The organism is Arthrobacter sp. UYEF36 (assembly GCF_040547025.1).
Taxonomy (GTDB): Bacteria; Actinomycetota; Actinomycetes; order Actinomycetales; family Micrococcaceae; genus Arthrobacter.
Window position 1 is genome coordinate 102,628 of record NZ_JBEPOX010000002.1, and the last position, 12,527, is coordinate 115,154.

Annotated in this window: 9 protein-coding genes and 1 pseudogene; 6 read left to right on the forward strand and 4 right to left on the reverse strand. The window is 66.1% G+C overall.

The window, feature by feature from the left end:
- Positions 1–30: 30 nt before the first annotated feature.
- Positions 31–495, reverse strand: coding sequence for a hotdog fold thioesterase (locus ABIB29_RS04545; protein WP_354170486.1), 465 nt, complete (start codon positions 493–495; stop codon positions 31–33).
- 223 nt (positions 496–718) lie between these two features.
- Here ABIB29_RS04545 and polA point away from each other — a divergent pair, with 223 nt between their 5' ends.
- Positions 719–3,358, forward strand: coding sequence for a DNA polymerase I (polA, locus tag ABIB29_RS04550; RefSeq protein WP_502915560.1), 2,640 nt, complete (start codon positions 719–721; stop codon positions 3,356–3,358).
- A 149-nt stretch (positions 3,359–3,507) separates the two neighbouring features.
- Here the strand turns inward: polA and ABIB29_RS04555 are convergent, their stop codons facing one another.
- Positions 3,508–4,968, reverse strand: a complete 1,461-nt coding sequence (locus ABIB29_RS04555; protein ID WP_354170490.1) for an APC family permease — start codon at positions 4,966–4,968, stop codon at positions 3,508–3,510.
- Positions 4,969–5,226: 258 nt separating this feature from the next.
- Between ABIB29_RS04555 and ABIB29_RS04560 the strand changes: the two genes are divergently transcribed.
- The 4 genes and pseudogenes from ABIB29_RS04560 to ABIB29_RS04575 all read left to right on the forward strand — a co-directional run bounded on the left by ABIB29_RS04560 (position 5,227) and on the right by ABIB29_RS04575 (position 9,434).
- On the forward strand, positions 5,227–6,516 hold the full coding sequence (locus ABIB29_RS04560) for a GNAT family N-acetyltransferase (protein WP_502915561.1): 1,290 nt from the start codon (positions 5,227–5,229) through the stop codon (positions 6,514–6,516).
- A gap of 247 nt (positions 6,517–6,763) precedes the next feature.
- Positions 6,764–8,245, forward strand: a complete 1,482-nt coding sequence (gene rpsA / locus ABIB29_RS04565; protein WP_024367487.1) for a 30S ribosomal protein S1 — start codon at positions 6,764–6,766, stop codon at positions 8,243–8,245.
- Between the two features lie 456 nt (positions 8,246–8,701).
- Positions 8,702–8,836: pseudogene (locus ABIB29_RS04570) on the forward strand (nucleotidyltransferase domain-containing protein); the annotation flags it as partial.
- A gap of 103 nt (positions 8,837–8,939) precedes the next feature.
- Entirely contained in the window at positions 8,940–9,434 is a 495-nt protein-coding gene (locus ABIB29_RS04575) for a hypothetical protein (RefSeq protein WP_354171116.1), read from the forward strand.
- A gap of 577 nt (positions 9,435–10,011) precedes the next feature.
- Here the strand turns inward: ABIB29_RS04575 and ABIB29_RS04580 are convergent.
- Positions 10,012–10,536 (reverse strand): GNAT family N-acetyltransferase, encoded by a 525-nt coding sequence (locus ABIB29_RS04580; protein WP_354170494.1) that lies wholly within the window; start codon positions 10,534–10,536, stop codon positions 10,012–10,014.
- Complete coding sequence (locus tag ABIB29_RS04585) at positions 10,520–11,221, reverse strand: IMPACT family protein (RefSeq protein WP_354170496.1); 702 nt, start codon at positions 11,219–11,221, stop codon at positions 10,520–10,522. Before ABIB29_RS04585 ends, ABIB29_RS04580 begins: the two co-directional genes overlap by 17 nt.
- Positions 11,222–11,243: 22 nt before the next feature.
- Between ABIB29_RS04585 and coaE the strand changes: the two genes are divergently transcribed.
- The gene (coaE, locus tag ABIB29_RS04590) at positions 11,244–12,503 is read left to right on the forward strand and encodes a dephospho-CoA kinase (protein WP_354170498.1); all 1,260 of its coding nucleotides are present in this window, start codon (positions 11,244–11,246) and stop codon (positions 12,501–12,503) included.
- The last annotated feature ends 24 nt before the right edge of the window (positions 12,504–12,527 follow it).

The following is a 12,527-nucleotide window of genomic DNA, read 5'->3' on the forward strand; positions in this document are numbered from 1 at the left end:
GAACGTCCGGTGCAGCTAAGCGGCGCAAGCCTATTCGGCGATGTCGCGGATCAGGTTGGTGATCCGCGCCGTGGACAGCCGCCGGCCCTGCTCGTCGGTCATGACGATCTCGTGCGTGGTGAGGGTGCGGCCAAGGTGGATTGCCGTGCACGTGCCGGTCACAGTGCCCGCGGTGATGGCCCGGTGATGCGTCGCGCTGACGTCTATGCCCAGTGCCTGCCGCTTCGGCCCGGCGTGCATTCCGGCGGCGAACGACCCCAGTGTCTCGGCCAGGACCACGTGGGCGCCGCCGTGCAGAATCCCGGCCACCTGGGTGTTGCCTTCCACCGGCATGGTGCCGACCGTGCGCTCCGGGCCCATCTCCAGGAAATGGATCCCCATCTTCACGACCAGGGCCCCCACGCCGTATTGTCCAAGCCAGTCGTGCAGTTCCTCGGGAATCCCGGCAGCCGCCAGTTCGGCCGCGTAGGGGACCGGCGTGAAATTGTCCTTCATGGGAACTAGGCTGGCACCTGTGAGCGAAACTACCAAACCGGCCCCTTCCCCCCTTTCAGCAGACACCGCAACGGGCACGGCCCCCGCCGCCGGCGCCGCGTCCGTACTCGTTGCTGAGCCTGCCAAGAAGACCCGCCGCACCGCCGCGGAGGTCTCCGCCACCGAGGCGCCGGTGGTGCCCATCACCGACCAGCCCCGCCTGCTGGTCCTTGACGGCCACTCCATGGCGTTCCGGGCGTTCTTCGCCCTGCCTGCAGACAAGTTCTCCACCGCCACGGGGCAGCACACCAATGCCATCCACGGGTTCACGTCCATGCTCATTAACTTGATCAAGGAGCAGAAGCCGACCCACGTCGCCGTAGCCTTTGACGTCTCGGACGACACCACCCACCGCAAGGCCGAGTACAGCGACTACAAGGGCGGCCGCAACGAGACCCCCCGGGAGATGAACGGCCAGATTGACCTCATCGACAAAGTCATGGGCGCGTGGGGCATCAAAACCATCAAGATGCCCGGCTACGAAGCTGATGACATCTTGGCCACCCTTGCCGCAATGGGTGAAAAGGCAGGCTTCGAGGTGCTGCTCGTATCGGGCGACCGGGACGCCTTCCAGCTGATTACGGACAACGTTTTTGTGCTGTACCCCAGAAAGGGCGTCAGCGACATTCCCAGGATGGATGCAACGGCCATCCAGGAAAAGTACTTTGTCAGCCCCGCCCAGTATTCGGACCTCGCCGCCCTGGTGGGGGAGTCCGCAGACAACCTCCCGGGCGTTCCCGGCGTCGGCCCCAAGACGGCGGCCAAATGGATCAACCAGTACGGCGGGCTGGAGGGGGTCCTGGGGAACCTCGACGCGATCGGCGGAAAGGTGGGGGACTCCCTCCGCGAAAACGTGGAGGAGGTCAAGCGCAACCGGCGGCTGAACAGGCTCCACACGGACCTTGACCTCCCGGTAACGCTGGACGAGCTCGCGGAACCGCGGCCGGACCAGGCCGCCCTCGAGGAGTTGTTCGACGCTCTCGAATTCAAGACCATCCGGACCAGGCTCTTTGCCCTCTATGGCAGTGAGGTTTCTGAAGCGGAGCGGGAAAGCCTCGAAACGCCGGACTACGTGATCCCCTCGGGCGCGGCCGAGCTGACCGCTTTCCTCGAGTCCGGGACAGGCAAGCGTTCAGCCGTCGCCGTCGACCTCGTGCCCGGCCGGATCGGTGAGGATGCCGCCGCTCTGGCCATCGTCCATGACAACGGGGCCGCCTACATCGACCTCACCAGCCAGGACGCCGCTGCGGAGAACGTCCTGGCCGCCTGGCTCCGGGACGCCAGCGCGGCCAAGGTCATGCATGGCTACAAGGCGGCCCTCAAAGCCCTTTCCAGTCGGGGCCTCGGCCTGGAAGGCGTGGTGGACGACACCTCAATATCCGGGTACCTCATCCAGCCGGACCGCCGCAGCTATGAACTTGCCGAACTGGCCCAGCACCACCTCAACATCAGTGTCTCGACCGAGGTGGCCAAAGCCGGCCAGCTGGAGCTGGCCTTCGACGGCGATGACGCCGCCGCTGCGGGCGAGCTGGTCCACGTGGCCGCCGTCGCCCAGGCGCTGAGCCGGTACTTCGAGACGGAACTGGCCGACCGGAAAGCCCAGGACCTGCTGACCACCCTTGAGCTGCCTGTCAGCCGCGTTCTCGCCGACATGGAGCTCGCGGGAATCGCCATTGATATGCCGCGCATGGACGAGCAACTGGCGGACCTCGCCAAGGTGATCAACCAGGCTCAGGAGCTCGCCTTCGCAACGATTGGCCACGAGGTGAACCTCGGGTCCCCCAAGCAGCTGCAGACCGTGCTGTTCGAGGAGCTGGGGCTGCCGAAGACCAAGAAGATCAAGTCCGGCTACACCACCGACGCCGCGTCCCTGAAAAACCTGCTGGAAAAGACCGGGCACGAATTCCTGGTCCAGCTGATGGCGCACCGCGAGTCCTCGAAGTTGCGCCAGATGCTCGAGTCCCTCAAGAAATCCGTCACCGACGACGGCCGGATCCACACCACATACGCGCAGAACGTCGCAGCCACGGGCCGAATCTCCTCCAATAACCCGAACCTGCAGAACATCCCCATCCGCAGCGAGGAAGGCCGGCGCGTCCGCGGCATCTTCGTGGTTAGCGAAGGCTATGAGTGCCTGCTGTCCGCGGACTACTCGCAGATCGAGATGCGCATCATGGCCCACCTCTCGGGGGACGCCGGCCTGATCCAGGCCTACAAGGACGGCGAGGACCTGCACCGGTTCGTGGGCTCCAACATCTTCCATGTGCCCACCGACCAGGTGACCAGTGCGATGCGTTCGAAAGTCAAGGCCATGTCCTATGGCCTTGCCTACGGTCTGACCTCGTTCGGCCTCTCCAAGCAGCTCGAAATTTCCGTCGACGAGGCGCGGACCCTGATGAAGGAGTACTTCGACCGTTTCGGCGCCGTCCGCGACTACCTCCGCGGCGTGGTGGACCAGGCCAGGATCGACGGTTACACCGCCACCATCGAGGGGCGCCGCCGCTACCTCCCGGACCTCACGAGCACTGACCGCCAGCTGCGCGAGAACGCGGAGCGCATTGCGCTGAACTCACCCATCCAGGGCTCAGCCGCGGACATTATCAAGCGGGCCATGCTCGGCGTCTCGGGCGCCCTGGCAGAACAGGGCCTGAAATCCCGGATGCTGCTGCAGGTCCACGATGAACTGGTCCTCGAAGTGGCCCACGGCGAGCGGGAAACCGTGGAGAAGCTCGTGACCGAGCAGATGGGCTCGGCCGCCAGGCTGACCGTTCCGCTCGACGTCCAGATCGGCGTCGGCTCCAGCTGGTACGAGGCCGGGCACTAGCGCGGACAATGGCCAGCTGTTCCTGTTCTTTGGGGAACGGCCCTGCATATGCGGGACCGCAGGTGCGATGGCGCGGGAGGTGGGACGGGAAACCGCCCCACCTCACGATTGTCCTGGCGTCCGGTGCTCGCTTTCAGGCGAACTTTAGGTCAGCCGTTTCTGGTTGCGCCGTGCCGCCGCTGCTTGAGGCGTTCGAGCAGATGGTGCTCAGCGTCTTCGCCAGGAGCAATTCCGGCCGGAATGCGGAAATAGAAGACCATCCCGAGCACCCACCAAAGCCCAAAGAGAATCCACGGCGGTGGGGTGAGGGCTGCCGGCATGCCGGGGAGGTAGAGGCTGAGCAGTCCCAGGCAAAGGACCACGGCGGCGACGCCAATAGCGATGCCGCCGTTGCCGTCGCCGCCGACGCGGAGCGGGCGGTCCATCTGGGGTTCGCGGCGACGCAGGATCACGAACACCACGGCAACAAGGATGTATGCGATGACGATGCTCGGTGCGCCGGAATCTACCAGCCAGCCAAGCATCGATACGCCGAAGAACGGTGCAACAAACGACAGCATACCGATGAACAGCAGCGCGTTGACGGGAGTGCGGTACTTCGGATGCAGCTTGGCGAACCATGCCGGCAACATTCCGGAGCGGGCCATGGAGTACATCAGTCGTGAAGCGCCCAGAAGCAGTGAGTTCCACGAGGTCAGGATCCCGGCGATCCCGCCGGCAATCAGGATCTTGGCCATGATGTCGTTACCGAACAGCGCACCCATGGCGTCGGCCGTGGCGATGTCCGCCTGGGCGATTTCTCCGGCAGGCATTGCGGAGGACGTGGTCAGTACGGTCATGACGTACCAAACCGTGGCGAGCATGACGGCAACGACGACGAGCTTACCCAGCTGCCGTGCCGGGATATTCACTTCTTCCGCAGACTGGGGAATGACGTCAAAGCCAACGAACAGAAACGGGACCACCACGAGGACCGCGAAGTAGCCATTGATGCCGCCCGCGAAGAAAGGCTCCATATTCGTAGCCGAGCCACCGACAAAGGAACCGAAGACAAGCATCAGGCCGATGACCAGAAGGAAAACCACCACAAAAGTCTGAGCGACTCCGGCCAGCTTGACTCCAAGGATGTTTATTCCCGTGATCACAACCGCGGCAACAGCCCCCACCAGCGCCCAGGTCAGGTGCACCTGGTATCCGGCGACTTCCCAGAGCGGGACCTGGCTGAGGTCGGGAAAGAGGTATTGCGCCGTTCGGGGCAGCGCCACAGCCTCGAAGGCAACGATCGTGATGTATCCGCCAGTGATGGCCCAGGACCCAATAAAAGACCACCGGGGACCCATGCCGCGGAGCAGGAAGTTGTGCTCGCCGCCCGCCTTGGGCATGGCCGCAGTCAATTCGGCGTAGGTCAACCCCACCACCATCATGATGGCGCCGCCGGTCAGCATGGCCAGGACCGCCCCCATGGTGCCGGCTGAAGCTATCCAGCCTCCGGTGAGGACCACCCAGCCGAAGCCGATCATTGCCCCGAATCCGAGTGCCAGGGCATCCCAGTTGCCCAGGACTTTGAGAAGGGAAGTGTCGGGCGTTTGTTCAGCCTGAGAAACGTTCATTTGTCCTCGCTAAGTTTGTCGGCTGTGGGCAGAAACGCAGATTTAGCGTCAATCGCCGGCCCCCACCTGTGACGTGCGCCGCGTCCGGCTCCAACCTGGAGCTATGTAGCTATTGGCACATTGTGCATCAGCCCGGAACGCGCTGGCTAGGTTTGAGCAGCACTATGTGTGGAGTTTTTGTGAGCGTGGGAGTCGGCCCCGCGGGCGGGGGACTGGTGGAGGCGGCAGACCTTGGCTAGGCTCGACAGCGTGGCTGATCTGAGTGGGAACTACGAGATACGGCGTTTCGCCGCGGTGTCCAAGGGCAATGACGGTTTCGCGGAAGCGGAATCCTGGGTCAAGGCGGTGGCCTTCGGTTTCCACGAGTCCACCAGGACGCCGGAACACGTGGCAACATCGCTGGCCACGTACGAGGCTGACCGGCGTGTCCTGACCGGCGCCTACCAGACCGGTGAGGTTGCCCCCGGGTCGCTCCCTGCGGATGTGCCGGTGGCCACCTTTGGAACGTTGCGGAAATCCCTCAACATCGGCTTCGGCCGCATGCTGGACACCCAGATGGTGACTGCCGTGACGGTCCGGACCTCCCACCGGCGCCGCGGCCTGCTTCGGCGCATGATGTCCGAGGACCTGCGGCTTGCCCGTGAGGACGGCCTGGCCGTTGCCGCGCTGACGGCTTCCGAGGGCACAATCTACGGTCGGTTCGGCTACGGCGTGGCCAGCTTTGAGCGGACTGTGCAAGTGGATACGACGACGCGGTTCAGCCTGGACCATCAGCCCGTCGGACGCGTGGAAATCGCCGATCCCAAGGTACTGCTGGAGGTGGCACCGACTGTCTTCGAACGGGTTCACCGCCTTACACCAGGGTCCCTTGGCCGTCAGGAGTGGTACCGGCAGATGGCCTCCGGTTCGCTCGGGCGGGACGGTAAGGAAGACCCGGCGGTTAAAGTGGCGCTGCACTATTCGCCGGACGGAGACGTGGATGGCTATGTCTCGTACAAATTCCTCGGCTGGGACACTAAGCCTTACACAGTCGAGGTGGTGGACTTCGTAGCGGCCGGGAACGCCGCCTACCTGGAGCTTTGGCAGTTCCTCGGCGCCATGGACCTGGTGGAACGTGTCACTTGGGAGGAAGCACCGGTGGATGACCCCCTCACCTGGGCTTTGGCCGACCCCCGCTGCATTGACTCCTCGGACGTCCGGGACATGCTGTGGCTCCGCATCCTGGACGTCCGCAAGGCCCTGGAAGCCCGGCACTATCAGGTGGACGGGAGACTCGTGCTCGAGGTGCTCGATCCGCTGGGCCTGACGGCTGGAACGTTCACCCTCGATGCGTCAGGCGGCGAGGGCGCCGTCGTCCCTTCCGCGGGAGCAGAACCGGCGGACCTCACCTTGGACGTGTCCGCCCTTTCTTCGATCTTCCTCGGTGCCGTCTCCCCGGTGACCCTCGTGGCGGCAGGCCGGATCCGGGAGAACCGTGCCGGCGCCGCCCTGACGGCGCGGCAATTGTTCGCCGTGGAGCGTGCCACCCACTGCCTGACGCACTTCTAGGGAAGCATTCCCGGGGACCAGCCGGCCTGTCACCGTCACTGCCGGCACGGGGGCCGGGGTGGGTGCCGCCCGCTTTGACCGGCGTTGGCTGCGCCGACTAGACTAAACGGGCGTGTACTACGTGCGCGCATCTACAATCCACAAATCAGGATGACCCGGTGATATGCCGTGTTCTGTGCCCGTGTCGCCGACGCGGTTGCAGCGGTTTGCCTGACCGACTAACTATCCACAACGGAGCCCCTACTACATGACCATCACCTCCACCGAGAAGCCCGGTACCCCCGTAGTCGCGATTAACGACATCGGTACCGCTGAGGACTTCCTCGCAGCAGTCGACGCCACCATCAAGTACTTCAACGACGGAGACCTTGTTGAAGGTACCGTCGTCAAGGTCGACCGCGACGAAGTTCTGCTCGACATCGGTTACAAGACCGAAGGTGTCATTCCCTCCCGCGAGCTGTCCATCAAGCACGATGTTGATCCCGGGGACGTTGTCTCCGTTGGCGATCTCGTCGAAGCCCTGGTGCTCACCAAGGAAGACAAAGAAGGCCGCCTGATCCTCTCCAAGAAGCGCGCTCAGTACGAGCGTGCCTGGGGCGACATCGAGAAGGTCAAGGAAGAAGACGGTGTCGTCACCGGTACCGTCATCGAGGTTGTCAAGGGTGGTCTTATCCTCGACATCGGTCTGCGCGGCTTCCTGCCCGCATCCCTCGTCGAGATGCGCCGTGTGCGCGACCTTGCTCCGTACATCGGTCAGAAGATCGAAGCCAAAATCATCGAGCTGGACAAGAACCGCAACAACGTTGTGCTGTCCCGCCGTGCCTGGCTCGAGCAGACCCAGTCCGAGGTTCGCTCCACGTTCCTCAACAAGCTGGAAAAGGGCCAGGTTCGTCCCGGCGTCGTTTCCTCCATCGTCAACTTCGGTGCCTTCGTGGACCTGGGCGGCGTAGACGGCCTGGTTCACGTTTCCGAGCTGTCCTGGAAGCACATCGACCACCCGTCCGAGGTTGTCGAAGTTGGCCAGGAAGTCACCGTCGAGGTTCTCGAGGTCGACCTGGACCGCGAGCGTGTTTCCCTGTCGCTCAAGGCTACGCAGGAAGATCCGTGGCAGACCTTCGCCCGCACCCACGCCCTCGGGCAGGTTGTTCCGGGTAAGGTCACCAAGCTGGTTCCGTTCGGCGCGTTCGTTCGCGTGGAAGACGGCATCGAAGGCCTGGTCCACATCTCCGAGCTCGCCGTGCGCCACGTTGAGCTGGCCGAGCAGGTTGTCTCCGTTGGTGACGAGCTGTTCGTCAAGGTCATCGACATCGACCTCGAACGCCGCCGCATCTCGCTGTCCCTCAAGCAGGCCAACGAGGGCGTCGACGCCGAGTCCACCGAATTCGATCCGGCTCTCTACGGCATGGCCGCTGAGTACGACGAAGAGGGCAACTACAAGTACCCGGAGGGCTTCGATCCGGAGTCCAACGAGTGGCTTGAAGGCTACGAGACGCAGCGCGCCGCCTGGGAGCAGCAGTACGCTGACGCCCAGACCCGCTGGGAAGCCCACAAGAAGCAGGTTGCCCAGCACGCTGCCGACGACGCTGCAGCTGCAACGTCCGGTGAGAGCGACTCCGGCACCACCAGCTACTCCTCCGAGCCGGCTGCAGCCGAGTCCAACACCGGTGGCGGCACGCTCGCTTCCGACGAGGCTCTTGCAGCACTGCGCGAGAAGCTGACCGGCAACTAATTGCCTCTGGCCCTCGGGGAGTCCGCTCCCGGAGGCTTGGCAGCTAGTAGCTTGAAGTAGTACTGAGAAGGTGGCCGTCCCTGCGGGGGCGGCCACCTTTTTCGTGTGGGACACGCCCCGCGCATGCTCTTCCCGGGGGACATGCCCAGTGATGCTCGATTCGCCGCGGGGATCTGCCCCGTGATGCTCGATTCGCCGCGGGGACATGCCCAGTCCTGGCCGCCGCCACTGGACATATGGGCACTATGTCCGGTCGTGGGCCCGTGCGCAGGGCATGCTCGGCGTCCGAGTCCGGGCCTCTAAGGAACATGCTCACTCTTCCCGCCGCAGCGTGGACAAAGTGCCAGTATGCCCAGCCCCTGGTCCGAAGGCGGGGCATGCCCCATGCTCCGGGAACTGGGTGGGACGGGCGTGTGATTGCAGGCTGCGTCGGGCAGGCTCCGGCAAGATGGCCTGATGGATCCAGTCAGTTCAGCCCGTGCCTATGTTTTGGAAAGACATCCGGATGCCGATGCGGCGATCCTCGGCGGCAGTGCGGCCCAGGCCCGCAGCACTCCCACCTCCGACCTGGACATCGTGGTCCTGTATCCGGAGGGCGCTGCGAACTATGCCGCAACCACGCGCCATGACGGATGGATTGTTGAAGAATTTATCCACACCCGGTCAAGCCTGGCGAGCTGGTACGCGCGCGAGCGTGCCGCCCGCTGCGCCGTCCTCGGGGATCGCTCGGGGAGTCCTCCTTTACGACCGCGGGCCGGGGGAAGCATGGCAACGGGAGGCGCAGTTCTACATGGAGCGCGGGCCCGAGCCGCTGACTGACCAGGACCGCGGCCTGCGCCGTTACGAGCTGAGCAGCTCCCTCGACGATCTGCGGGGATCGACAGTTGTGGCTGAATCCTACGCCATCGCCGCTGAGGTCTTTGGACAGTCGGTGGAGCTTCTGCTCCTGCAACAGGGAAAATGGTTGGGCAAAGGCAAATGGGCGATCCGCCGGCTGGACCAGCTCCCGGATGATGAGTGTGCAGTCGCGCTACGGGACTGGGCTGCTTCCCCGGAGCGCAGCCCGGAGCGGCTCATCCTGGTCGCGGCCAAGGTGCTTGAGGGGAGCGGCGGATACCTCATGGAAGGGTTCCTTCGCGGCTCCCGTCAGGGCCCCGGCACGCCATTGCCCGGCTCGACGCCTGACTGACAACGCCGCCGGCCGCGACTCCGGCGAGTGGGCACCGGAATTCTTGACGCCGCCGCGGCTTCGCGTTCGGACTGGGCGGGTTAAGTGCAGAAACTCAACTCGCGCGCCGCGGCGTCGAGCTCCTCAGCGGGCCGGTGCACCGGCCGTGGGGGATCCGAACGGCCAGTTTCCGCGACCCAGGCGGACCCATCCGGGAAATTGCAGCCTCGCCCGCGTTGCCACCGGGGGGACCTGTCCAGTCGGGTGCCGCGCGGATGGGCACAATGGGCATATGTCCAGGTAGTGACCGCGGCGGGGCATGCCCAGTGGGGGCTGCGTGGCCAGCGTGGGGCATGTCCCCTCGGGGGCTGGGCGGATGGGCACAATGGGATTATGTCCAGCGGATGCGGCCAGCGTGGGGCATGTCCAGTGGGGGCTGCGTGGCCAGCGTGGGGCATGTCCCCTCGGGGGCTGGGCGGATGGGCACAATGGGATTATGTCCAGCGGATGCGGCCAGCGTGGGGCATGTCCAGTGGGGGCTGCGTGGCCAGCGGTGGGGCATGTCCAGTGGGAGGGCAGCCGCGGGCCCGGGTAGCCCCTAGCGCAGTGGAATCCTGGCCTTGACCGGAACCGTGGCGTCAACGGAGGCTTCGCCCTGCTCGAACTCCGCCCCCGCTGAGCGCAGGAGGACCAAGGCAGCGGCATTCCCCGCTGTCGTGTCGGCCTCGAGCACTGCAGCGCCGGACGCGGCGGCCCGTTCAACTACGAGCCGAAGGGCCTCCCGCGCGATGCCGTGGCCGCGGAAGCTGCGGCCCAGCCAGATTCCCGTTTCCAGCGAGTCCGCTCCGGTCCGCTTGAGCCGGATGGATCCCGCCAGCTCCCCGTCGGAGCTGATCGCCCAGCTCTTCTGCTGCGCGGGCCCGTCGAGGCCTGCGGCAGCGTGGTGGTATTCGCGGAACCAGCTGATCCGCTCCGAGTTCCAGCCGGAGGCGCTGCCCAGGGGAGGGGTCACCTCGTTGGCGTCGGCGTCCTGGATCGCCACGGTCAGGAGCTGCTCCAGGACCGGCTCGGAGACGTCGACGAGCCGGACAGCGGCAGGGGACGGCTCAGCCGAGGGGGACATCGATCCACTCCGTTTCTCCAGGCAGCAATTTGGCGGTTCCAGCGGACAGGGCCGCGACACGTTCCCCCGCCCGCGCGAGGCCCGCCGGATCATCCGGCAGGGCAATCCTCAGGACAGTAGTCTGCGCGTCATAACTGGTTTCGGCCATCACATAGCCCGCGGCGCGCAGCTCATTCTCCAGCCGGCCGGCCGCCGTGTGCGGGACCGTCACCGCGCAGATCCGCAGCCGGCGGCGCCGGGCCAGCGGCGCCCGGTCCAGGGCAGCGGACACGGATTCGGAGTAGGCCCGGACCAGTCCGCCGGCGCCCAGCAGGATCCCGCCGAAATAGCGGACCACGACGGCGCTCACATCGCTGAGGTCCGTCACGCCCGGCGCAGTCTCGCGTTTCAGCAGCGCATCGAGCATCGGGATGCCCGCGGTGCCGGACGGTTCGCCGTCGTCGTTGGAGCGCTGCACAGCCCGGTCGGGACCGAGCACGAAAGCGGAGCAGTGGTGCCGTGCATCATGGAATTCCTTGCGCAGCCCGGCGACGACAGCGCGGGCGCCCTCCTCATCCCCGGTGCGGTGCAGCACGGTGATAAATCGGGAGCGTTTCACTTCGATCTCGTGGCGGAACTCCGGGCCGGCGGCCAGCGTGGTGTAGACGGTGGCCCTGCTCTCCGGGAAATCCGCATCTTCAGCCACCGGATCAGTTTAGTCTGGTGGGGTGTTGAAAATCGGGTTGACGGGCGGCATCGCCTCAGGGAAGTCAGTGGCCGCCTCACGCCTGCGCGAACTCGGGGCCGTGGTGATCGACGCCGATGCCCTGGCCCGGGAGGTCGTGGAACCCGGGACGCCGGGACTCGCCCGGGTCGTGGCGGCCTTCAGCAAGTCCATCCTGGCACCCGACGGCGGCCTGGACCGGCCCAAACTCGGCGCCCTCGTCTTCGGCAACCCGGAACGCCTCGCCGTGCTCAACGGCATCATCCATCCCCTCGTCCGGGAGCGCGCCGCCGCGCTGGCCGCCGCCGCTCCGAAGGGCGCCGTCGTGGTCCAGGACATACCGCTCCTCGTCGAGACAGGGCAGGGCGCCAACTTCCACCTGGTGGTGGTGGTGGACGCCCCGGACGACGTCCGGGTGCAGCGCATGGTCCAGCACCGGCACATGACCGCCGCGGACGCCCGGGCCCGGATGGCCGCCCAGGCTGCCAGGGCGGACCGGCTGGCGGCGGCCGACGCCGTCCTGGACAACTCCGGCGCCAAGGAGGAACTGCGGGACGCGGTGGACCGGCTCTGGAAGTTCCGGCTGGCACCGTTCGCGTTGAACCTGAGCAGGCACCGCCTCGCACCGCGGACCGGCGGACCCGTCCTGACACCTGCCGATCCGGAATGGCCCGCACAGGCAGCACGGCTCATCGCGCGCCTGCAGCTGGCCGCCGCCGGCGACGTCCTGACCCTGGACCACGTCGGATCCACGGCCGTCCCCGGCCTCCCCGCGAAGGACATCCTGGACCTGCAGCTCGGCGTCGAGGACATGGCCGCCGCGGAGCGGATCGCGCCGCTGCTCGCCGACGCCGGCTTCCCCGCCTGGCCCGGCATCGTCTCCGACAACCCCAAGCCCTCCCACCCGGACCCGTCGGACTGGCCCAAACGGCTGCACGGCAACGCGGACCCCGGCCGAGCGGTGAACCTGCACGTCCGCGCCGTGGGGTCCCCGGGCTGGCGGTTTGCGCTCTGCTTCCGCGACTGGCTGCGCGACGACGCGTCCGCCCGGGCCGACTACCTCGCCGAGAAGCGCAGGGTCGCCAAGCTGCATGGCGTGGACAAATCCACCGCGCGTTACGCGGCCGACAAGGAAGGCTGGTTCACCGGACACGCGGCCCCCCGGATGGAGGCGTGGGTGCAGCGCACCGGCTGGCAGCCGCCGTCGTCCCCGGCCCCCGAACCGGTGACCGGTCCGGAGCCGGACCGTACCGCCCAAAGCTGAATCAAAACATCCTGTCGGGGCCCG